This window comes from Streptosporangium sp. NBC_01639, from assembly GCF_045209755.1.
In the GTDB taxonomy this organism is placed as follows: domain Bacteria; phylum Actinomycetota; class Actinomycetes; order Streptosporangiales; family Streptosporangiaceae; genus Streptosporangium.
The window spans coordinates 1,980,613-2,001,598 of sequence record NZ_CP109272.1 but is presented as its reverse complement, the minus strand read 5'-3'; the positions used below and the strand labels follow the sequence as shown (position 1 = coordinate 2,001,598).

Sequence of the window (20,986 nt, the reverse complement as noted above, 5' to 3'; positions counted from 1 at the left end):
TGGAGGGCGCGTCGAGCGGCGTTGGCGTAACGGTAGAAGCCGCTTGTGTCACGAAAGGTGTTGTGCGCGTTTTGCTCAGTGCCGGTCGGATGCGGGCTTGGCCTGTCCGGCGGCGGCGCCCGCGACGCCGATGGTGTCCCGGAAGGCGCGGTCCCACCGGCCGTCGCGCAGGTAGCCCGCGATCAGCCCGTCGAGATAGCCGCGGAAGGCGGCGTCGTCGCGGCGGACGCCCATGCCGTACGGCTCCCTGCCGAACGGCTTGCCCAGCAGCCGCACCTGCTCCGGGTGCTGGAGCATCAGCCCGAGCAGGATCGTGTCGTCGGTGCTGATCGCGTCGATCCGCCCGGTGATCAGGGCGGTCACGCACTCCATGTAGGTGTCGACGATCTCGAGCTTGGCGCGGGGGACGGTGGACCGCAGCCGGTCCACCGAGGTGGAGCCCCTGGCCGTGCACACCTTCTTGCCGCCCATGTCCGCCGGTTCCTGGACGGCCGTGTCGTCGGCACGGACCAGCACGTCCTGCCCGGCGTAGTAGTAGGGGTCGGTGAAGCCGACCAACCTGCGCCGCGCGGGTGTGATCGAGTACGTCGCGAGGACGACGTCGACCACGCCGCGCTGCAGGAAGTCCTCGCGGTTGCGGGGGATGGTCTCGATGAAGCGGATGTTGCTCTCACTGCCGGTGAGGTCTTTGGCGACGAGCCGGGCGATCTCCGCGTCGAATCCGGTGATCCGCCCGGTGGCCGGGTCCTTGTAGCCGAACAGCGGATGGTCGAACTTGATGCCCACGGTGAGGACGCCGCGCTCCCGGATGAGGGCCATGGTGGAGCCGTCGGGGAACGCCGAGTGCTGCGAGGGCGAGCCGGACACGCCGCAGCCGGCGAGCGCCAGCCAGATCAGCGCGGCGAGCGCCGCCCTGAAGGCGGTCACGGCATCCGCATCCGGTACCTGTGCTGCGGGCGGCCCGTCGGTCCGTAACGCAGGCCCGACTCGACCTGCCCCAGCTCGGCGAGGTACTCCAGATAGCGCCGGGCGGTCGCCCTGCTGACGCCGATCGTCTGCGCCATCTCGTGCGCGGACAGATCGGCCTCGGCCGCGGCCAGCGCGTCGAGCACCGACTGCTCGGTGGCCGCGGAGATGCTCTTCGGCCGGGCCGTCTGGTCCAGGTGCAGCGAGCGGAAGATCCGGTCGATCTCCTGCTGCTCGATGCTTCCGGACCCCGCCAGTTGCGCGATGGTCGCGGCGTACCGGTGCAGCGTCTGTTCCAGGGTGTCCACGCGGGTGGGCTTGACCAGGTAGTAGAGGGCGCCGCGCTGCATCGCCGCCCTGACGGCGGCCGAGTCCTTCTGGCCGGAGACCACGATGACGTCCATGGGCGGCTGGTTGGGCCGCCGGAGCTGGTGGGCGACCTCCAGGCCGGGCAGGTCGGGCAGGTGCAGGTCGAGCAGGACGAGCCGCGGTGCGAAGTGGTGCGCGGCGGCCAGGGCCGCCTGCCCGGTGTGTGCGATGCCCACCACCTTGAAGCCGAAGATCCGGTTCACCTGCGCGCGCAGCGCGGTGGTGACGACCGGATCGTCATCCACGATGAGGACGGTGATGTCCGTCGTCACGCTGCTCCTATGTCCGTGCTCCTCTGACGCTTGCGTCATCTTAAAGGCGTTTTGTTACAGCCAGGAATCTTCTGTTCCTTCTGCTCATGGGGATCCACTCCGCAGATCCGATCCCTTTACTATCAGGGCCTGAAACGGGGACTGGGCGGCGTCAGCCGCAGGCGGGGTGACGAGATTGAAAGGGCTGTTCGCCGTCACGGCGCTGTGGATCCTGCTCGGCATGCTGCCGCTGGCACTGTTGACCTCCTCCAGCATCACTCTGTCGGAGCAGGCCGTCCGCAGTGAGGTGCGCGATCGGGTGGAGACCACCGCCTCGGTGAGCCGGGTCGTGGTCGAGCAGCAGATGGGTTCGCTCAAGCAGTTGGTCGGCGCCTTCGCCCAGCGGCCGGAGGTACGGCAGGCGGTGATCTCCGGCGAGTCGGCGGCCCGCCTCGCGCTGTCCGGATATCTGAAGGAACTGGCCCACATGCGCGGCGGGATCAGCGGTGTGATCGTCATCGGGCCGGACGGCGACATGATCGGCGCGGAGCCGCCGAGCGGGCTGCCGCAGGACGTGAGCACCACCGACTGGTACCTCGCGGTGCGCAGCCGCGGCCAGGCACACGTGTCGCAGGCGTACACACCCACCATGCGGGGCGTGTCCAGGGCCGTCGCGGTGGCGGCGCCCATCCCGGCCGCCGACGGCGGAGAGCCGCCCGGCATCCTCGCGGCGGTCTACAGCCTGGACGCCATTCAGGACTTCGCCTCACAGGCGGCCGAGGCGCAGGGGATCCGGCTGCTCATCACCGACCAGTCCGGCGTGCTCGTCGCAGACCCCGGACGGAAGGTCTACGCGCTCACCTCCCTGCGGGAGGACCGGAGGGTGGACGCCGCGCTGGCCGGCCGTTCGCTGTTCACCGGATTCGACGGCACGGTGCTGTCCGCCTCGGAGCCCATTCCCGACATCGGCTGGACGGTGACCGCCGAGGTGCCCACCGCCGAGGCACTGGCCTCGGCGGCGACCCTCCGGATGCGGGTGCTGTCCGTGGCCGCGCTGCTGGCGGTTCTCATCGTCGCCGGACTGGTGGTGCAGATCCGCACCACCCGGGGCCGCCGCCGGGCGCAGGCCACCCTGGCCAGGTACGCGGAGGCGCTCGCGGCGGCACGGGACGAGGCGGTCAGCGCGTCCGTGGCCAAGACCGAGTTCCTGGCCAAGGTCAGCCACGAGATACGCACTCCCATCAACGGCGTGCTCGGCATGAACGGCCTGCTGCTCGGCACCCGGATGGACGACGAGCAGCGCCACTACGCGGGCACCGTCCAGGCGTCGGCACAGAACCTGCTGCGCCTGCTCGACGACTTCCTCGATCTGTCGAAGATCGAGGCCGGCCGGCTGGAGGCCGAGGCCGTGCCGTTCGACCTGCCCCGGTTGTGCGACGAGGTCGTGGCGCCGCTGGCTCCGCAGGCCTATCGGCAGGGGCTCTGGCTCACCCTCCGCCTGGACGACGACGTGCCCCAGCACGTCGTCGGCGACCCGGTACGGCTGCGCCAGGTGCTCAGCAACCTGATCGGCAACGCGCTGAAGTTCACCGTGCAGGGCGGAGTCGACCTGGAGGTCGCGCTGGAGCCGGCCGAAGGGGAGGGTGCGGCCGGGGATGATCATGTCACGCTGCGGTTCGCCGTCACCGACACCGGGGTGGGCGTGGGGCCCGACGACAGGAGCCGGGTCTTCGAGGTCTTCCGCCAGGTGGACTCGCCCATCACCCGCCGTACCGGCGGCAGCGGGCTCGGCCTGGCCATCAGCCGGCAGCTCACCGAGCTGATGGGCGGCCGGATCGGGCTGGACAGCATGGAGGGGATCGGCAGCAGGTTCCACCTCACCCTGCCGGTGGACGTGCTGACCTGGTCGGCCCCCGCCTCCGCGGCGTTGCGCGGCCGGCGGGTCCTCGTCGCCGACACGCGGCAGGAGGACCGCGCGTCGGCCGGGCGGATCCTGGCCGGTGCGGGACTCGTCGCCGAGCAGGCGCAGGACGCGACGGCCGCGCTCGCGACGCTGCGGGCCGCCGCCGGCGACGGCCACCCCTTCGACCTGGCCGTCGTCGACCTCGACATGAGTGCCGTCCCCGAGGCCGACGAGCCGGTCTCGCTCGCCGACGCCATCCTGTCCGACCCCCTGCTCCACGCCACGAACGTGGTCGTGCTGGTCACCCCGGGACGGACCGGATCGGCCTGGCCGGACGTGTCCGTCGCCCCCGACCGGATCGTGCAGTCGATGACCCGTCCGCTCAGCCGCCGCCGCCTGCTCGCCGCCGTCGAGAACACGCTGCCCACGGCCGACCGGGACGACGAGTCCGGCATGGCCGAAGTGGCGTCCAGGTCCGAGCCGGTACGGATCCTCGTCGCCGAGGACGACGAGGTGAGCCGCGAGGTCGCCAGGCTCGTCCTGCGCAAGGCCGGGCACCGGGTCGACGTGGTCGGCGACGGAGAGCAGGCGGTGCGGGCGGTCCTCGGTGGCGACTACGACCTGGTCTTCATGGACTGTCAGCTTCCCGTGCTCGACGGTCTGGCGGCGACGGTGGACATCCGGCGGCAGGAGCGGCCCGGCCGTACACCGATCATCGCGATGACCGCCGCCGCGATGCCGGACGACCGGGTCCGCTGCCTTGAGGCGGGGATGAACGCCCACCTCACCAAGCCAGTGGACTGGCAGCACGTGCTCGGCCAGATCCCGGTCTGGGTGAGCCCGGAGGTCCCGGCCGAGCTGGAGGGCCTGTCGCCGGAGGAGGTGGCGGACGTCGCGCAGGCGTTCCTGTCCAGCGTGCCCGGCGTCCTTCGCGAGCTGCAGGAGGCGGTGGGCGCGGGGCGTCTCGAGCGGGCCGGGTCGCTCGCGCACCGCCTCAAGGGCAGTTGCGCGGCTGTCGGCGCGGTGCGGGCCGCCGAGCTGTGCCGGCATGTCGAGGAGGATCCCGCGATGAGTGCCGTGTCGGAGCTGGCGGCGGAACTGGAGCGGGTGTTCGACGAGATGACACGCCTAGCAAGCGGACAAGTGATGATTAACGGGGCATAGCATCACATTAAACACATTAGTAACATTGGCTATGTAACATCCCTTTGTCATCAGTTGTGATATCCAGTGATGTTCGGCAAGAGGGAATGACGATGACGGCCTCCGATGAGCCCAGCCCCGCAGCGACCAGCAGTCCCAGTCCCACCGGTAGGGACAATCCGTCTCCCACGGCGAGTCCGTCGCCCACGGATGACTCGTCTCCTACGCCGAGTCCGTCTCCCACGGGTGGCCCGTCTCCGAGTGCCTCGCCCGGCCCGGGTTCGCCCGAGACGCCGAGCGCCACGCCGACCCCCACCTACGGCCCGTATGTGCCCGTCCGCCCGGTCTCGCCCCCTTCGAGTGGGAATGCCTCGGCCGACCAGGTCGTCATCGACTGGACGTCCATCCGAAAGCTGGCCAGGTTGTTCGATCAGACGGGCGATGCCATCGCGCTCGAGAGCGCCGTCGCCATGGACCTGGCGAGCACGCGGGGCCTCGTCGGCGACGACGAGGACGGCGTGGCGTTCGCCGAATGGTACGGCGAGGGCTTCCACGCCCTCACCTCCGCCATCAATGACATGGCGGAGGTGAGTTTCTCGGTGGCCGGAGGCCTGCGCGACTTCAGGAAACTCTGGGACATGCTCGAAGAGAACATCATCACGTCGCTCCCGTCGATCGCCGAGCTTTCCAGCCCCCCGATTCCCGAGTCTCCCCCTGCCAAGACGGGTGCCTGAGCCACGATGGGTGATGTCCAGACATGATGGATCCATTTCAGGCGCTCGCCTGGTTCGCGGGCGTGCGCGTGCCCGAGGCCGACACGTCCAACCTCCGAGCCCGCGCGCAGAGCCTGCGGGCCTTCGCGGACTCGATCGAGAAGATCGCCGGCCGTACGGGGGCGGGCGTCAGCATGGTGCGCAAGAGCAATGACAGCCGTACGGTCGACCGTTTCGCCGATCTCTGGCCGGATCAGCTCGCTCCTCGCTACTCCGTCATGGTGACGAACCTGAGGGAACTCGCCGATGGTTGCGATGAGTACGCCGAGATGGTGGACGAGCACCGCGAACAGCTCAAGATCATCGGTACCCAGCTCGCCGCCATGGCGTTCACCATGCTGTTCGGCTACCTGTACCCCTCCGCGAGGTTCATGGCGGAGGCGGCCATGAAATCGCTGGTGGCCAGGGCGAAGCTGGAGAAGACCATCTTTCAGAAAATCATCAAGATGGTTCTCGCCAAGCGGATCGGCAAGTATCAGGTGGGCACCTACCTCGTGCGCGAAGGGCTCGACGCGGTGTCCGACGCCGTCGTCTGGACCGTGGTGAAGACGGGCGTGCACGTGGCGTCCTCGGTCGCCAGCGGCCAGCCCGTCGGCTCGATCCCGGAGTACATGGCCAAGCACTTCGCCGCCGAGCTGGCCTACAACGGCGGCATCAAGGCGATGCGCGACGTGCGCAAGTTCATTCCGGCCACAAAGGTCACCGAGACGCTTCTCGGCAACGGTCACGCGGGCCGCTTCTTCCGGCGCACGGTGTCGGCCTCGCTGGTCTACAACGGTGTCACCGGATCGATATCCGACGAGGCGACGCTCCGGTCCGCCCTCGCGCACGCCCCGCGGGCCTTCATCCTCAAGCGGTGAGCGGTCAGCGGCGGTCGTCGCCCCATGACGGATCTATGAGGGGCTGGGTCAAGGCGGTCATCTGGTTCGTGACGTCCTCCTCGGCCTGCCTGACCGCCTCCAGGATCGTCTCGGCCAGCACCTCGGAGCCGAGCCGCATCGCGCGCGGATCGATTCGCAGCGTCGCGAGCGAGCCGGTGGCCAGGACCTCGACGGTGACCTGGCCGTTCGCTCCCTCGCCGCGCCCCCTGGTCTCCTCGATCTGGCGCCTGACCTCCTCGAACCCGGCTGTCTCCGCCATGAACTGGGACAGTGCGCGGTCGATCTCCGGGTCGCCGGTCTGCCAGGAATTATCCCCAGATGTCGTCATTCGATTCCTTCTATCGCTTTACTGCTTTATGAGTGGTATGTCGAGCGTAGCGGCGCATCGACCACCATCTTGCCGCCCATGATCTCGGTGTCCGGCAGTGCGAGCCGTCCCTGACCCGGTAAGCGCCTCCTCGCCCAGCGGATGCGTGGCCACCGGGTGGAGCCGCCCGCCCCCGTCGAGCACGCCCCGTTCCCGGTTCGCCGGAACGGGCCGAAACAGGTGAGAACCCGTCTCACGGTGTCCGCGAGGGCCTCGGTCAGGTGCCGACGTAGGCCGCGAGGTGCTCGCCGGTGAGGGTGGAGCGGGCGTCGACGAGGTCGGCGGGTGTGCCCTCGAAGACGATCCGGCCGCCGTCGTGGCCGGCGCCGGGCCCGAGGTCGATGATCCAGTCGGCGTGCGCCATGACCGCCTGGTGGTGCTCGACGACGATGACCGACTTGCCGGAGTCGACGAGCCGGTCGAGCAGGCCGAGCAACTGCTCGACGTCGGCGAGGTGCAGGCCGGCGGTCGGCTCGTCGAGGACGTAGACGCCGCCCTTATCGGCCATGTGGGTGGCCAGCTTGAGCCGCTGCCGCTCGCCGCCGGACAGCGTGGTGAGCGGCTGGCCGAGGCTGAGGTAGCCGAGCCCGACGTCGGCGAGCCGGTCGAGGATGGCGTGCGCGGCCGGCGTGCGCGCCTCGCCGGCGCCGAAGAACTCCTTGGCCTCGGTCACCGACATCGCGAGCACCTCGCTGATGTCGCGGCCGCCGAGGTGGTGGTCCAGCACCGATGCCTGGAACCGCTTCCCCTCGCACTCCTCGCAGGTGGTGGCGACGCCGGCCATCATCGCCAGGTCGGTGTAGATGACGCCGGCGCCGTTGCAGTTGGGGCAGGCGCCCTCGGAGTTGGCGCTGAACAGCGCCGGCTTCACGCCGTTGGCCTTCGCGAACGCCTTGCGGATCGGGTCGAGCAGCCCGGTGTAGGTCGCCGGGTTGCTCCGTCGCGAGCCGCGGATCGCGCCCTGGCCGATCGACACCACATCCGCGCCGCGGGGGATCGACCCGTGCACGAGCGAGCTCTTGCCGGAGCCGGCGACGCCGGTGACGACGACGAGCACCCCGAGCGGGACATCGACGGCGACGTCACGCAGGTTGTGCGCCGTCGCGCCGCGGATCTCCAGCGTGCCGGTGGGCGTCCGCACCTTCTCCTTGAGGGCGGCCCGGTCGTCGAGATGGCGGCCGGTGACGGTGCCACTGGCCCGCAGCCCCTCGACGGTGCCCTCGAAACAGATGGTGCCGCCCGCCGTACCGGCGCCGGGGCCGAGGTCGACGACGTGGTCGGCGATCGCGATCGTCTCCGGCTTGTGCTCCACGACGAGCACCGTGTTGCCCTTGTCCCGCAGCCGCAGCAGCAGGCCGTTCATCCGCTGGATGTCATGGGGGTGCAGGCCGATGGTGGGCTCGTCGAAGACGTAGGTGACGTCGGTGAGCGCGGAGCCGAGGTGGCGGATCATCTTGACGCGCTGTGCCTCGCCGCCTGACAGCGTGCCCGACGGCCGGTCGAGCGAGAGGTAGCCCAGCCCGATCTCCACGAACGATTCGAGAGTCTGCCGCAGCGTGGTGAGCAGCGGCGCCACCGACGGCTCGTCGAGGCCGCGGATCCATTCGGCCAGGTCGCTGATCTGCATCGTGCAGGCGTCGGCGATGCCGATCCCCTTGATCTTGGAGGACCGGGCCGCCTCGCTGAGCCGGGTGCCCCCGCACTCGGGACAGGAGGTGAACGTCACCGCCCGCTCCACGAAGGCCCGGATGTGCGACTGCAGCGCCTCCTTGTCCTTGGACAGCATCGACTTCTGGATCTTCGGGACCAGGCCCTCGTACGTCAGGTTGATGCCTTCGACCTTGATCTTGGTCGGCTCCTTGTAGAGCAGGTCGTGGAGCTCGGCCTCGGTGTACTCGCGGATCGGCCTGTCGGGGTCGAAGAAGCCGCAGCCGCTGAAGATCCGGCCGTACCAGCCGTCCATGCTGTAGCCGGGGATCGTGAGCGCACCCTCGTTGAGCGACTTGGAGTCGTCGTAGAGCTGGGACAGGTCGATGTCGGTGACCCGGCCCATGCCCTCGCAGCGCGGGCACATGCCGCCGGTGACGTTGAAGTCGCGCCGCTCCTTCACACTCTTCCCGCCGCGCTCGAACGAGACCGCACCTGATCCGCTGATGGAGGCGACGTTGAAGGAGAAGGCCTGGGGCGAGCCGATGTGCGGTCGGCCGAGCCGGCTGAAGAGGATGCGCAGCATCGCGTTGACATCGGTGACGGTGCCGACCGTGGAGCGGGGGTTGGCCCCCATCCGCTCCTGGTCGACGATGATCGCGGTCGTCAGCCCTTCGAGGACGTCGACCTCGGGCCGTGCCAGCGTCGGCATGAAGCCCTGCACGAAGGCGCTGTACGTCTCGTTGATCAGCCGCTGCGACTCGGCGGCGATCGTGCCGAACACCAGAGAGCTCTTGCCCGAGCCGGAGACGCCGGTGAACACCGTCAGCCGGTGCTTCGGGATCTCGACGCTGACGTCCTTGAGGTTGTTCTCGCGCGCGCCCTGCACACGGATCAAGCGGACCACATCGTGGCTGCCGGCGATGTACGGCGCAGGCGACTGCGTATCTGTCCTCGTGGTCATGCTCAACGTGTCTCCATCTGTTACGCGGGCCGTCTTCACGGTCTTCGTCGGCGTCGCCTGGCTCGATCTAACCAGCTTTGGATAGTACGTCTGGTTTTCGGTCGTCGACGTGGTCGCGGCTGTCCATGGCAGTCACGCTAGGCGTAGCCCGGTGACCGGCGCTTCTCGATTCCTGATCGGTCTGGCCACCTGTTTCGCCACGCCCGACGGCATCCCCGCCATCGCGCACGCCGCCTGGCGCCGATGGCCGCCAGATGACCCCTGGCCCGGCTCGACAGGGATGTTCCCGTGCGGATCGGGTGCGCCGGGAGCGGGTGGTCGATCCGGCCGGAGTCAGCCGGTGAGGCGGGCCAGTTCCCACGGGTCGTGGGCGCTGAAGACGCTGACCTGGTCGCCGTGGTCGCGCACCAGTTCCCGCAGCCGGGCGTGGGTGCCCAGTCGCAGGTCGTGGTGCACCTCCGAGGAGGTCTGGACGAAGTCGAGCAGCGGGTGCGGGTGGGGATCGGGCTGGATTTCGCGGTGGTAGTAGTAGGCGTCGCCTGCGTGCAGCAGCCAGCGGTCGCCGTCCCGGACGGCCACCCCGGTGTGGCCGTGGGTGTGGCCGCCGAGCGGGACCAGCAGGATGTCCGAGAGCCCCTGCGCGGCCACGGCGTCGAACCCGAACCACTGCTCGGCGGGCTGGGTGACGGTGTAGGTGACCCAGTGGGGGCCGTGTGCCCAGTGCGCCGGGCGGTAGCGGAAGCTGGGCGCCTCGGCCAGCGCGGCGTCGAGTTCGGCGGCCATGACGTGGACTTGGGCGTGGGGGAAGTCGGGCAGGCCACCGCAGTGGTCCACGTCCAGGTGGGTGACGATGACGTGCCGCACGTCGGCGGGGGAGTAGCCCAGGCGTTCGATCTGCCGGATGGCGGTCTCCTGCTCGTCGAGCACGGGCTGGGCCATCTCGACCCAGTCGGCGCCCAGGGTGCCTGCGGGGTCGCGCACGTCGTCCAGGCCAAGACCGGTCTCGACCAGCACCAGGCCGTCGTTGTCGGTCTCGATCAGCAGGCAGTGGTTGACCGCGTGCGCGGGCGTCGGTCCGTTGTAGGTGGCCTCGATCTCTCGCACGGATCCGCAGTTGAGGTGGTGGATTCGCATGGCGGCAGACTCCTTTAGAGTACGAACGTTCGTCTGTTTTTGACGAACGATCGGTAGGTTATGCTCGGATCATGAGCCCGCGCAAGTCCGTCGTCGAAACGGCCGCCACCCGCACCCGCATCATCGAGTGCGCCCTGGCCGCGGCCTCGGCCGACGGCCTCGAAGGTGTCACGATCGGCCGCCTGGCCGGCGAGCTGGACATGAGCAAGGCCGGAGTGATCGGCCACTTCGGCACCAAGGAGGCCCTGCAACTGGCCGTCCTCGACGCCGCCGTCGACAGGTTCGTCCGGCGGGTGCCCGCGCAGGTGATGGGCGCGCAACCGGGTGCCGAACGGCTGGCGCGCGCGTTCGGCGAGTGGTTCGACTACATGGCCGACGACCACAGAGGCTGCTTCCTCACCTCGGTCGCCACCGAGTTCGATGACCGCCCCGGCCCGGTCAGGGACGCCGTCATCGCCGCTCTGTCCCGATGGTCGGCCTACGTCCTGGACGAGCTCGGCGCAGCCGTCGACTCCGGCGAGCTTCCCCGCGGCACCGACCCCGCCCAGCTCGCCTTCGAGCTCAACGGCGTCGCCCTGGCCACCGCGCAGGCCGTACAACTGCACCACGACCCGCTGGCCGCCACCCGCGCCCGCCGCGCGCTGGCCCGCCTCCTGCCCTCGTAGGTCCTCCGCCCGGGTCGCGACTTCGTGCACGGTGCCCGACGAGTGCACCCGCAGGTTCGAGCCGTCGGGGTAGGCGGCCCGCGCCGCGGCGGCGATCGCGGGCTGCCCGGGGTACTACCAGGCTTGTCCCTCCGGCAGGTCGCCCAGGCCCGGGGCGGACAGGTGCAGTACCTCGTAGCGCTCGGTCGCGTCCTCGTCCGGCGCGGACGTGTCCGCCCACAACACGAACCGCAGCAACTGCCAGTGGTGGGGGTCGACGGCCAGTGCGGCGGTGTGCACGCCGTCATGGCGGGAGAGCCGTTGCAGCTGTTCGGCCTCCCGCGCGAGCAGCGCGGACAGGCCCACGCCGGTGCCGTCCGGGTCCGCGTCGGAAGGCACAGGGGTGAGGCGGCGCGAGGCTGCCCTGGGAGGAGCCGTACGGGCGGGGCCGGCGTGGCAGGCGATGCCTGTCCAGTGGTGGACGATGGGGCGGCCGAAGTCCCGGATGATGTTCTGGAATCCGCCGCCTCCGACGAGGAAGTGGGCCATCGGGCCGGTGCCGTTCCACAGGTAGAAGGGGGCGTACTGGTTGACCGGCGAGCCGTCGACGCCGCGTTCGCGGATGACATACGCCTTCAGGCCCAGTCCGGCGCGGTCGTCGAGGGCGTGGCCGCCATCGGCCACTCGCTTGCGGATGATCTTCATGTCGTAGTCGGCGGGCAGGGTGATCTCGTATTGCGTGGCGTGCACGAAGGGTGCTGCCTTTCCCGGTGAATGGTCAGTGGGGCAGAGAGCCGGTGGAGTGTTCGGCCTCGGTGTTTCCACAGCAGTTCGCGAGTGCTTGCGATGAGACGTTCCGCAGTGCTTATGAGATGACTATACATACTAGTAGGTACAGTCATATCCTGAGGCTTTCCGGGCAACTGTGGACCCTCACGGACAGGGGCGGTTGCCAGGGTTTCGCGCTCCGGCGGCCGTCGATCCCGTTCCCGCAGGTCGCCGTGCGTAGCAGCCTCGCAAAACAGGCATGTTGTGCGAGACGGTTCTGAGAGAGCTTCGGTCAGGGTGATATGCCGGGCGTTTCAACCTGAGGCGCGGCCGCGCACGTCTATGCGGACCGCCAGACGACCTCACCGTCGACCCGGCCGTCGGTCGGGACGAGACCGATCCGGCGGGCCACCGCCGAGGAGGCCGCGTGATCGGGGTGGACCGTCGCGACGAGGGAGTCCACGCCGTGTTCCCCGAGCCAGCCGGTGAGGGCGAGCGCGGCCTCACCGGCGATGCCCCGGCCCTGCCAGGGGGTGCCGACCACCCAGGCCAGCGCCGCCCGGCCGGAGGTCACGGTGGCCTGGACGTAGCCGACCAGGCGGTTCGGACCGTCCAGGCGGATCACCCAGTTGAGCCAGGCGTCGTCACCGCCGGCCGGCGGCCCGGCGACCATGCGGGTGTAACGGTCGCGGAGCTGCTCGGCGGTCGCGGGGGAGCCTCCGATGAATGTGTGGAGAGCCGGGTCGCTGAGCGCTTCGGCCATCTCGGCGGCGTGCTCCACGGCCAGCGGTTCGAGCATCAGCCGTGGGGTCCTGATCGGTTCGGCGTCCATGGCGGGCAGCATCCCACGATCAGGCGCGGGTGACGGCCTGGTCGACGGTGCCGGGCGCCAGGACGTGCTCGATGACCATGACGGCCGCGCCGATCACCCCCGCGCGGTCGCCGAGCTCGCTGGCGGTGATCGTCAGGTGCTGGGTGGCGAGAGGGAGGGATCGGCTGTAGATGACCTCGCGGAGGCCGGCGAGGATCTGCTCGCCGGCCTCCGCGATGTCGCCGCCGACCACGATCACCGAGGGGTTGAAGAAGTTCACGATCGACGCGAGGACGTCGCCGACCTCGCGGCCGGACTGGCGGATGAGCTGGACGGCCTGGGTGTTGCCGCTGCGCACCAGGCGCACCACGTCGCGGCTGTCGGAGGCCTCCACCCCGGCGGCGGACAGCCGGGCGGACACGGCGGCGCCACTGGCGACGGCCTCCAGGCAGCCGAGGTTGCCGCAGCGGCAGACGGTGTCGACGGCCGAGGCCACCTGGATGTGGCCGATGTCGCCGGCCGCGCCCTGGGCGCCGCGGTGCAGGTGGCGGTCGCTGATGATGCCGCAGCCGATGCCGGTGCCGATCTTGACGAAGATGAGGTGGTCGGCCTCGGGGCGGGCGGCCCAGTGCTCGCCGAGGGCCATGATGTTCACGTCGTTGTCGACGAGCACGGGTGCGCCGAACCGCTCGCCGAGCCACTCGGGGACGGGAAAACCGTCCCAGCCCGGCATTATCGGCGGATTGACCGGCCGGCCCGAGCTGTGCTCGACCGGACCGGGCAGGCCGACGCCGATGCCGCAGACCTCCGCCACGGTGTGCCCGGTCTCGGCGAGCATGTCCTCGAAGGTGTGCTGGAGCCAGGTGAGCGTCTCCACGGGGCCGCGGTCTATCGACACCTCGTCCGCCCGCTCGGCCAGCACCTCGGTGCCCAGGTCGGTGATCGCCACCCGGGCGTGGGTGGCGCCGAGGTCGGCGGCCAGGACGATACGGGCGGTGCGGTTGAAGGTGAAGGCGACGGCGGGGCGGCCTCCCGAGGAGATGGCCTCCTCGGTCGGGACGATCCACTGCTGGCTCAGCAGCGCGTCGAGCCGCTGTCCGAGGGTGGACCGTGCCAGCCCGGTCAGCTGCACCAGTTCGGCCCGGGTCCGGGCCTGACCGTCACGCAGGATCGTCAGAAGCGCCCCCGCGCCGGCGATTGAACCGTTCGCTTCCCTCAGCATGCGCACAGTCAACACTCCTCGTTTACACCGCGTCAAAGCAGCTTACGCTTGCCCATGTCTCCATTATGCCTATATGTCATCGACTTTTGCTTGACCATCGCCATAAGTTGCCTTTGGCATCTCGCAATGTGGAGGCAATCGGCCGGTTGCCGGCGGATGCGCCCTGTACGAGTGTCGTCGGAACCGCACAGCGCCTGGAGGCGGACGCGTCGGGATGCTGAAGATGCGCGGTATCGCCAAGAGCCTCCCCGGAGTACGCGTGCTGAGCGGGGTCGGCCTGGAGGCCGTCGCAGGCGAGGGCGAGGGCGAGGGTAGTCGGTGAGCGACCGAGCGGCAATCAGAATTTACAAGATCTTGACGAATGAATATTGGTTATGGATAACATGTATGTAGCTGATTGACCGCGCCATCGGAGCCTGCGGGCCATGACGACCTCTGCCATGAGCCGGGCCCGGTTGATCGTCTTTTTTGTGGTCTCCGCAATGAAAAGGCGTGCGAATGCCGATTTCTGCCGGCTGGTGGGCCGGAACGGCTGCGGAAGATTTCGCTACACCGAACAATCCTCAGTAAGGAGAACTTCTGTGCGCAAATTCAAACAGGGTGCCCTGTTGACGCTCGCCACCATGGTCGCGTTTTCCGGATCCATCTTCACGAGCAGCTCGGCGATGGCGGCGTCGTCGCCGGTCGCGGCCTGCGGCGGCGGCTCCTACCACGTGATCGACAAGCACGACCTCGGCAAAGCCGTCATCTACCTGATGTACAACGGCACCACCAACTGCGTGGTCACCTGGAAGGACAGCCCGGACAGCAAAAAAGTCGTGGCCGGGATCCTGGTCCAGGGGAACACACAGGAAAATCGCGACGCCGATTACTACCAGTATTACGCCGGTCCGGTGAAGGCCTCCGCTGCGGGAAAATGCATCATATGGGGCGGCGCGTACGGTGCCGGTGATTACGATTACTCGGGCTCCTGGTACCGCTCGCCCTGGGAGCACTGCGGCTGATCAGGCCCCTGTCTGGTCCGGATTCTTCGTCGATCTCGCGCGGATGACCCGGCGCGGGCGACAGCCGGTCCGGATCTGACGGGCAGATCCCCATGATGTGCGGGCCCGCCTGCCGAGCGCGCGGGCCCGTCTGCGGATGCGCCGGTCTCCCGAGGAAGCCCTCCTTGCGGTCCGATCAATGGCCGGTCCTGTCGGGTAAGGCTTGTCGAACAGCCTCTATATCGGTTGAATGATCGGACCAATCGCCGGGGAGAGCCATGATCGACGCGCATCACCACGTCTGGGACCTGTCCGTACGGGACCAGGAGTGGATCACCGGCCCGGAGATGGCCCCGCTGCGGAGGAATTTCGGCGTCGAGGACCTGCCGGCGGCCGCCTCCGGGGTGACGGCCACCGTGCTCGTGCAGACGATCACCACGCCGGAGGAGACGCCGGAGTTCCTGGCCCTGGCCGAGGCGCACGACCTGGTCGCGGCGGTGGTCGGCTGGACCGACCTGACCGCGCCCTCGGTGGCCGACGACCTGGCCGCGCTGCTGGCCGCACCGGGGGGCCGCTACCTGCGCGGCATCCGGCACCAGGTGCAGGGCGAGGCCGACCCGCGCTGGCTCTGCCGCGACGACGTACGGCGCGGCCTCGCGGCCGTCGGGCGGGCCGGACTCGTCTACGAGCTGCTCACCCTCCCGCACCAGCTGCCCGCCGCGATCGAGACCGTGACCGCGCTGCCCGAGGTGGCCTTCGTCCTGGACCACTGTGCCAAGCCGCCGGTCGCCTCGGGTGAGCTGGAGCCGTGGGCCACGCCGATCCGCGGGCTGGCCGCCCGTCCGAACGTCACATGCAAGCTGTCCGGCCTGGTCACCGAGGCCGACTGGGGCGGCTGGACGGTCCGGGACCTACGGCCCTACGCCGACGTGGTGCTGGACGCCTTCGGGCCCGCACGGGTCATGTTCGGCTCCGACTGGCCGGTATGCCTGCTGGCCGCGCCGTACGAGACCGTGCTGCAGAGCGCCCGCGAGCTCACCGCGCACCTGTCGGCCGCCGAGCGGGACGGGGTGTTCGGCGAGGTGGCCGCCCGCGTCTACGGTCTCACCTGAACCCGCCGGAGGTTCCGCACCTCGCTGACCAGGTAGGGAACTCCGGCGACCGGTAGATTCGATACATGTAGAGTAACTCTATGAAGCTCGACGCGCTCCGCGGGCAACTGGACGCACTGATCCTGGCGGTGCTGGAGCAGGGGCCACTGCACGGCTACGCCATCATCACCACCCTCAAGTCCCGCAGCGGCGGATCCCTCGACCTTCCCACCGGGACCGTCTACCCGGCGCTCCGCCGGTTGGAGCGGGCCGGGCACGTCAGCAGCGACTGGAGCACCGTCGCCGGACGCAAGCGCCGGACCTACGAGCTGACCTCCGCCGGACACCGAGCGCTCGCCGGCGAACGCGCGACCTGGAAGACGTTCAGCGGCATCGTGGGCACGGTGCTGGGCTCCGACTGACCGGAAAACGCCGGGCCCGCGCTGCAACCGCTCCGACAACGCCGGGCTCACGCCACGCCGATCGACGCTCGTGCCAAGCCCGCACGCCGCATCCGAGGCGCCGGGTTCCCACGGAGACGCCGGGCCCGCCCGGCCGCGACGCCGCGCCGGGCGGGCCGTCACGGAGTGGCCGGGGCCCGTCCGGCCCGCCTGAAGAAGGCGGCCACCGCGTACGGGTCGATCGGGTCGGTGAGCAGGGCGAGCATCTCCTCCCGCCGTGCCGGGTCCACCTTGAACGGGTGGCCGAACACGCGCGGCCCCTCCCCGTCGCCCAGCAGCCTGGTCAGCATCAGATCGCCGGGCAGGGCCTGCTGGGGGAGCAGCTCGTCGGTCAGCGTCACCGGCTCCCCGCCGTCACCCCCGGTCTCCCGCAGGGTGATCCGGTCTCCGGCGACGTCGACGACCTCCCACAGGCGCAGCGGCGTCCTGCGCCAGGACTCCAGCAGCCGCACCTCGTCGTCGCGCAGCCAGTCGCTTCGCGCATCCAGGAACTCGCCGACGACGTCGTTCTCGAACAGCGCCAGGTCGGCCAGAGCGGGCTCGGCCACCCGGACGCTCAGCGTCACCAGGTCGTCGATCAGGCGGCGGCGGGCCGGGCGGTAGCCGTACGCGAGCAACTGCCGGAACAGATGCGCGGCCCGCACGGGCAGCGGGTCGTCCGGAGCGGTACGGCAGGCGGCGTACTCGGCCGCGTCCCGCTGGGCCGGGGCCAGGTCCGGGGCGAGAGAGAGCACCTCGGTGATGAGCCCGGCGGCCTCGAACGACCGCCCCTCGCCCTCGGCCGACCGGGCGAGGAGCAGCAGCGCGGCCGGTTCGTCACGGGGGAGCGCCCCGACCAACCCGGGGCCCAGCGGCTCGCGTTCCACCTCGTCGGCGATCCTCGCGAGCACCGCCTCCGACCGGGACAGGTAGGCGACCGCCTTGGACAGATCGGCGCCCTCGTCGTAGGTGCGCAGTGCGCTGCGCACCAGCGCGAGCCTGATGATGTCCAGCGGGGCCAGGTCGGCGACCGACTCGGTGTCCCAGGGCGCGCCCACGATGCCGACCCGTCCGCCCCGCACCTCCAGCGTGGCCTCGCGCAGCAGCGGGGCCAGCGGCGGGAGCGGATCGGCGAAGGTCTCCGGCGCCTTCATCAGCAGCTCCAGGACCACCACGTCGATCGAGACGCCGGGGCTGGGCTCCAGCCCTTCGGCGAAGGCGCGCAACGCCTCCAGCGCCTGCTCGCCGAACTCCTCGACGACCTGGATCGCCCGTTCCGCGGGGAAGTCGGTCAGCGTCGCGGTGGACAGCTCCAGCGCGCCGTCGCGCAGGCGGAGCGCGACCATGTCCTCGGGCTCCACCCCCGCCAGCCAACCGGCCGGTCCCGTCAGGGAGGGCTCGCCCGTCTCGACCACGGTGCGGACCACCCCGCCCCCGGCCAGCGGCAGCCCCTCACCGTCGGCCAGCCGTGCCCACAGCCGCAGGTCGTCGACGGCCGTCAGGGCGCCGGCCGCCAGCTCGGCACGGGTGACCAGGTGTGTCAGCACCGCGCCCTCGCTCAGCCTCAGAAGCTCGCTCATCCGTCCATTCTTCTCGACCTCCCGACACGACGGCGCCGCCGCCCCTTCCGGACGGCGGCGCCGACCGGTGGGGGAGGTCAGGGAGAGGTGCCGAACCGGGGGTTGCCGGTCAGCCAGGCGGTATACCGCGGGTTGCGCCGTACCGCGTCGGCGTGCGCGGCCTTGGCCTGCTCGGCGACCGCTGTCGCGACCCGCGCGGCGGGTGCCTCCGGATGCCAGCCGAGCAGTTGCCGCCAGTGCAGCGGCGCGTCGGCGAGCGGCACCATCGCCACACCCGGGGCCGGCTGGAAGGTCGCCTTGCACAGTACGGCGGCGCGGCCGACGGCGGCCAGGTGCAGGCAGGTGGCCACGTCGGTCTCGTAGATGGTCTGGGGGGTGAAGCCCGCACGGGCGCAGGCCGTGACGAAGCAGTCGCCGAAACAGCTGTCGCCGGGCGTGCCCGCCCACCGCTCGCCGGCCAGTTCGGCCAGCGCCACCTCCTTGCGGTGGGCGAGCGGGTGATCCTCGTCGAGCAGCACGAAGACCGGGTCCACGCCCACCGTCAGCCACACCACCGGGCCGGCCGTCGGAGGCGGGCTCTCCCCGCAGGCGCCGATGAGCGCGAAGTCGAGCCGGCCGAGCATGACCATCGTGGTGAGTTCTCTGGAGGACCAGGAGGTGTGGGTGCTCACCGGGGTCGACGGCCACGCTGTGGCGAGCCGGTCCACCAGCCCGCCCAGGATCGGTCCGTTGGTGGCGCCCAGCCGGTAGCTGGGGACGTCCCTGCCCGCGTTGGCGAACCGCACCGCCTCCTCCTGGAGTTCCCGGGCGGCGGGCAGCAGCACCATCGCCCTGGACAGCACCAGCTCGCCGAGGGGAGTGGGCCGTGCGCCGTTGTGGTCACGTTTGAAAAGAGCTCCCCCGAGCACCCGCTCTATCCGTTTGAGCTGTGCGGTCAGCGCAGGCTGGGCCAGCCCGAGGTGGGTGGCCGCCTTGGTGACGCTCCCGGCTTCGGCGACCGCACGCACGATCTTGAGATGTCGGAGCTCAAGGTCCATACCGGGAAAGGTAAGGCCGTCACGTTATGCCTGCAATGCAAATAAGTCATGAAATATGACTCAATTTAGTGAAATCGTTCTAATAGAAACGACGGAGCATGGAGTGAGGAAAGGTCGTGACGGGGTAGCGAGATCTCATGACCATGGGAATCGATCCGGCAGACTTGACAGAGGACGACATGCTCCGCGAGTTGCGGCACCTGCACGCGACCCGCACCGAGGCGCTCCTGCACGGTTCCGGCGACGCGCTCGCCAACCACACCACGCGCACCGAGGAACTGGAGCGGGAATACCTGCGCCGCCATCCCGAGCGGGACATCGACCCCGGTCGATTGCGTGACGGCGCACGGCGGCGTTAGGAGGCGCGATCACGGACGGCCGCCCGGCGTCCACGGCGCTCATCGAATCTCCTTGAGCGTGGAGACCCCGGGCGGCCGTCCGTGGGAGGAGATCAGTCCTGCCAGACCTTGGCCACGACGTCGATGACGGCGGGGGCCTGGGCGAGGCCGGCCTCGAAGGCGGGCCGCCACAGGCCCGGATCGAGGACGTTGGCGCCGAACACGGCGACGGCCGCCTCGTCGGGGGCCACGTGGGCCACCGCGGCGTCGCCCAGCTCGGCGAGCTCGGCTTCGAACCGAGCTCTGGGGGCGACGTGCGCCAACGGCTCCAGGATGACCACGGTCGCGCTGCCCGCCGCCAGGTCGGCGTTCGTGGCCGAGCGCACCCCACCGTCCATGTAACGGCGTCCGTTGATCTCCACCGGCGGGAAGATGCAGGGGACCGCGCAGCTGGACGCGACCGCCGACACCAGCGGTGCGCCGGAGTCGCGCTCCCAGACCACGAACTCGCCGGTCCCGGCGTCGACCGCGGTGATCAGCAGGCGGCGGTCCGGCCACTCCTTCACCGGCAGCCGGTCGCCGATCGTGTCGATCCGGTGACCGTTGTCCCTGACCGCCAGGGCCAGCTCGCCGACCCGCCGCCGGGCCTCCCCGGGTTGCAGGGACGGGTCGTACAGGATGCCGAAGGCGGCCATCACCGGCTCCATGTCGATCGCGGGGACCGTCACGGTCTCCGCGCCCGCCGAGGCCGCGACCGAACTCTCCAGGTCGGCTCCGGTGGCGACGAGCGCCCCCACCACCGACCCGGCCGAGGTGCCGACCACCACCTCGGCCTCTCCCAGATCCAGGCCCGCACTCCGCAGGCCGGTGATGATCCCCGCCTCCCAGGCGATTCCCGCCACGCCTCCGCCACCCAGCACCAGTGTCTTCGTCATGCGCCCATTGTCGTCCACTCACCCCGTGAGTCCAGAGCGGGAAACCCTCTCGCTACGCGGCTCCGCGCCCGCATGGTCGCCCGACCGCCTCGGCACTCTCTTCCACCTGGGCGAACGTCATGGGCCGAACAGGCGACCTCACCTATGGTTGAGGTCGGGCTAGAGTAAGGCGTGCCCAAGAATGTGGAGATCACCGTCGGCCAGCTGGCCTCCCGCAGTGGGGTCGCCGTCTCGGCCCTGCACTTCTACGAGTCCAAGGGGTTGATCCGCAGCCGCCGTACGGCCGGCAACCAGCGCCGCTTCACCCGCGACACGCTGCGCAGGATCGCCTTCATCCGGGTCTCGCAGCGGGTCGGCATCCCGCTCAGGACGATCCAGGAAGCGCTGACCGCCCTGCCCGACGAGCGCACTCCCACCCGGGATGACTGGGCGAGGCTCTCGATGGCCTGGCGGAGCGAGCTGGACGACCGGATCAAGCAGCTCCAGCGGCTCCGCGACGGCCTGACCGAGTGCATCGGCTGCGGTTGCCTGTCCCTGGGCCTCTGCGTGCTGGCCAACCCCGATGACGTGGCGGCGGCCCGCGGTCCCGGCTCGCGCCTGATGGTCCTCCCGCGCCGCGACTGCGTCTCTTCCTCTCCTTGCGAAGACCCGGCCGCGGACCCTTCGGAGACCCCGGAGGTGTGACGACGGCGCCCGGAGAGCGCGGAGAGGACGCGACGGCGTCCGCCGGGGAGGTCAG

Annotated in this window: 20 protein-coding genes; 9 read left to right on the top strand and 11 right to left on the bottom strand. The window is 70.0% G+C overall.

Annotated features, from left to right (window positions below; genetic code table 11):
• Positions 1-75: 75 nt before the first annotated feature.
• Complete coding sequence (locus OHA77_RS08920; protein WP_406317353.1) at positions 76-927, bottom strand: glutamate ABC transporter substrate-binding protein; 852 nt, start codon at positions 925-927, stop codon at positions 76-78.
• Positions 924-1,607, bottom strand: a complete 684-nt coding sequence (locus OHA77_RS08915) for a response regulator (protein ID WP_326821114.1) — start codon at positions 1,605-1,607, stop codon at positions 924-926. The genes OHA77_RS08920 and OHA77_RS08915 overlap by 4 nt, the downstream gene beginning before the upstream one ends.
• Positions 1,608-1,773: 166 nt before the next feature.
• Here OHA77_RS08915 and OHA77_RS08910 point away from each other — a divergent pair, with 166 nt between their 5' ends.
• The 3 genes from OHA77_RS08910 to OHA77_RS08900 all read left to right on the top strand — a co-directional run bounded on the left by OHA77_RS08910 (position 1,774) and on the right by OHA77_RS08900 (position 6,265).
• Positions 1,774-4,653: a response regulator gene (locus OHA77_RS08910; protein WP_406317351.1), complete on the top strand. Its 2,880-nt coding sequence runs from the start codon at positions 1,774-1,776 to the stop codon at positions 4,651-4,653.
• 308 nt (positions 4,654-4,961) lie between these two features.
• Complete coding sequence (locus OHA77_RS08905; protein ID WP_406317350.1) at positions 4,962-5,366, top strand: hypothetical protein; 405 nt, start codon at positions 4,962-4,964, stop codon at positions 5,364-5,366.
• A 23-nt stretch (positions 5,367-5,389) separates the two neighbouring features.
• Positions 5,390-6,265, top strand: a complete 876-nt coding sequence (locus tag OHA77_RS08900; RefSeq protein ID WP_406317348.1) for a hypothetical protein — start codon at positions 5,390-5,392, stop codon at positions 6,263-6,265.
• A gap of 4 nt (positions 6,266-6,269) precedes the next feature.
• Here the strand turns inward: OHA77_RS08900 and OHA77_RS08895 are convergent, their stop codons facing one another.
• The 3 genes from OHA77_RS08895 to OHA77_RS08885 form a co-directional block, all read right to left on the bottom strand.
• The gene (locus tag OHA77_RS08895; RefSeq protein ID WP_406317346.1) at positions 6,270-6,614 is read right to left on the bottom strand and encodes a YbaB/EbfC family nucleoid-associated protein; all 345 of its coding nucleotides are present in this window, start codon (positions 6,612-6,614) and stop codon (positions 6,270-6,272) included.
• A gap of 256 nt (positions 6,615-6,870) precedes the next feature.
• The gene (locus OHA77_RS08890) at positions 6,871-9,264 is read right to left on the bottom strand and encodes an ATP-binding cassette domain-containing protein (RefSeq protein ID WP_406317344.1); all 2,394 of its coding nucleotides are present in this window, start codon (positions 9,262-9,264) and stop codon (positions 6,871-6,873) included.
• A 333-nt stretch (positions 9,265-9,597) separates the two neighbouring features.
• Complete coding sequence (locus OHA77_RS08885) at positions 9,598-10,398, bottom strand: MBL fold metallo-hydrolase (protein WP_406317343.1); 801 nt, start codon at positions 10,396-10,398, stop codon at positions 9,598-9,600.
• A gap of 71 nt (positions 10,399-10,469) precedes the next feature.
• On the opposite strand from OHA77_RS08885, the gene OHA77_RS08880 reads away from it, so the two are divergent.
• The gene (locus OHA77_RS08880) at positions 10,470-11,063 is read left to right on the top strand and encodes a TetR/AcrR family transcriptional regulator (RefSeq protein ID WP_406317341.1); all 594 of its coding nucleotides are present in this window, start codon (positions 10,470-10,472) and stop codon (positions 11,061-11,063) included.
• Positions 11,064-11,177: 114 nt separating this feature from the next.
• Here the strand turns inward: OHA77_RS08880 and OHA77_RS08875 are convergent, their stop codons facing one another.
• The 3 genes from OHA77_RS08875 to OHA77_RS08865 all read right to left on the bottom strand — a co-directional run bounded on the left by OHA77_RS08875 (position 11,178) and on the right by OHA77_RS08865 (position 13,843).
• Positions 11,178-11,792, bottom strand: a complete 615-nt coding sequence (locus OHA77_RS08875; RefSeq protein ID WP_406317340.1) for a DUF4865 family protein — start codon at positions 11,790-11,792, stop codon at positions 11,178-11,180.
• Positions 11,793-12,150: 358 nt separating this feature from the next.
• Positions 12,151-12,642 carry a GNAT family N-acetyltransferase gene (locus tag OHA77_RS08870; RefSeq protein ID WP_406317339.1) on the bottom strand — a complete coding sequence of 164 codons (492 nt, stop codon included), beginning with the start codon at positions 12,640-12,642 and terminating at the stop codon, positions 12,151-12,153.
• A gap of 19 nt (positions 12,643-12,661) precedes the next feature.
• A complete protein-coding gene (locus OHA77_RS08865; protein ID WP_406317337.1) occupies positions 12,662-13,843 on the bottom strand; it encodes an ROK family protein in 1,182 nt (393 codons plus the stop codon).
• A 425-nt stretch (positions 13,844-14,268) separates the two neighbouring features.
• Between OHA77_RS08865 and OHA77_RS08860 the strand changes: the two genes are divergently transcribed.
• The 3 genes from OHA77_RS08860 (at position 14,269) to OHA77_RS08850 (ending at position 16,339) form a co-directional block, all read left to right on the top strand.
• Positions 14,269-14,847 carry a hypothetical protein gene (locus OHA77_RS08860; protein ID WP_406317336.1) on the top strand — a complete coding sequence of 193 codons (579 nt, stop codon included), beginning with the start codon at positions 14,269-14,271 and terminating at the stop codon, positions 14,845-14,847.
• Between the two features lie 257 nt (positions 14,848-15,104).
• Entirely contained in the window at positions 15,105-15,938 is an 834-nt protein-coding gene (locus OHA77_RS08855; protein WP_406317334.1) for an amidohydrolase family protein, read from the top strand.
• 80 nt (positions 15,939-16,018) lie between these two features.
• Positions 16,019-16,339 carry a helix-turn-helix transcriptional regulator gene (locus OHA77_RS08850; RefSeq protein WP_326821126.1) on the top strand — a complete coding sequence of 107 codons (321 nt, stop codon included), beginning with the start codon at positions 16,019-16,021 and terminating at the stop codon, positions 16,337-16,339.
• A gap of 158 nt (positions 16,340-16,497) precedes the next feature.
• Here the strand turns inward: OHA77_RS08850 and OHA77_RS08845 are convergent, their stop codons facing one another.
• Positions 16,498-17,937: a hypothetical protein gene (locus tag OHA77_RS08845; protein ID WP_406317333.1), complete on the bottom strand. Its 1,440-nt coding sequence runs from the start codon at positions 17,935-17,937 to the stop codon at positions 16,498-16,500.
• Positions 17,938-18,014: 77 nt separating this feature from the next.
• Complete coding sequence (locus OHA77_RS08840) at positions 18,015-18,974, bottom strand: LysR family transcriptional regulator (RefSeq protein ID WP_406317331.1); 960 nt, start codon at positions 18,972-18,974, stop codon at positions 18,015-18,017.
• Between the two features lie 137 nt (positions 18,975-19,111).
• On the opposite strand from OHA77_RS08840, the gene OHA77_RS08835 reads away from it, so the two are divergent.
• A complete protein-coding gene (locus tag OHA77_RS08835; protein WP_326821129.1) occupies positions 19,112-19,333 on the top strand; it encodes a DUF6158 family protein in 222 nt (73 codons plus the stop codon).
• A gap of 92 nt (positions 19,334-19,425) precedes the next feature.
• On the opposite strand, the gene OHA77_RS08830 is transcribed toward OHA77_RS08835, so the two are convergent.
• Positions 19,426-20,247: a patatin-like phospholipase family protein gene (locus OHA77_RS08830; protein ID WP_326821130.1), complete on the bottom strand. Its 822-nt coding sequence runs from the start codon at positions 20,245-20,247 to the stop codon at positions 19,426-19,428.
• A gap of 171 nt (positions 20,248-20,418) precedes the next feature.
• On the opposite strand from OHA77_RS08830, the gene soxR reads away from it, so the two are divergent.
• A complete protein-coding gene (gene soxR / locus OHA77_RS08825; protein WP_406317328.1) occupies positions 20,419-20,931 on the top strand; it encodes a redox-sensitive transcriptional activator SoxR in 513 nt (170 codons plus the stop codon).
• The last annotated feature ends 55 nt before the right edge of the window (positions 20,932-20,986 follow it).

Coding starts and splice junctions, on each gene's coding strand:
- OHA77_RS08900 (WP_406317348.1), top strand. CDS start 5,390: ATGATGGATCCATTTCAGGCGCTCGCCTGGTTCGCGGGCGTGCGCGTG.
- OHA77_RS08895 (WP_406317346.1), bottom strand. CDS start 6,614: ATGACGACATCTGGGGATAATTCCTGGCAGACCGGCGACCCGGAGATC.
- OHA77_RS08890 (WP_406317344.1), bottom strand. CDS start 9,264: ATGACCACGAGGACAGATACGCAGTCGCCTGCGCCGTACATCGCCGGC.
- OHA77_RS08885 (WP_406317343.1), bottom strand. CDS start 10,398: ATGCGAATCCACCACCTCAACTGCGGATCCGTGCGAGAGATCGAGGCC.
- OHA77_RS08880 (WP_406317341.1), top strand. CDS start 10,470: ATGAGCCCGCGCAAGTCCGTCGTCGAAACGGCCGCCACCCGCACCCGC.
- OHA77_RS08870 (WP_406317339.1), bottom strand. CDS start 12,642: ATGGACGCCGAACCGATCAGGACCCCACGGCTGATGCTCGAACCGCTG.
- OHA77_RS08865 (WP_406317337.1), bottom strand. CDS start 13,843: ATGCTGAGGGAAGCGAACGGTTCAATCGCCGGCGCGGGGGCGCTTCTG.
- OHA77_RS08860 (WP_406317336.1), top strand. CDS start 14,269: ATGACGACCTCTGCCATGAGCCGGGCCCGGTTGATCGTCTTTTTTGTG.
- OHA77_RS08855 (WP_406317334.1), top strand. CDS start 15,105: ATGATCGACGCGCATCACCACGTCTGGGACCTGTCCGTACGGGACCAG.
- OHA77_RS08850 (WP_326821126.1), top strand. CDS start 16,019: ATGAAGCTCGACGCGCTCCGCGGGCAACTGGACGCACTGATCCTGGCG.
- OHA77_RS08845 (WP_406317333.1), bottom strand. CDS start 17,937: ATGAGCGAGCTTCTGAGGCTGAGCGAGGGCGCGGTGCTGACACACCTG.
- OHA77_RS08840 (WP_406317331.1), bottom strand. CDS start 18,974: ATGGACCTTGAGCTCCGACATCTCAAGATCGTGCGTGCGGTCGCCGAA.
- OHA77_RS08835 (WP_326821129.1), top strand. CDS start 19,112: ATGACCATGGGAATCGATCCGGCAGACTTGACAGAGGACGACATGCTC.
- OHA77_RS08830 (WP_326821130.1), bottom strand. CDS start 20,247: ATGACGAAGACACTGGTGCTGGGTGGCGGAGGCGTGGCGGGAATCGCC.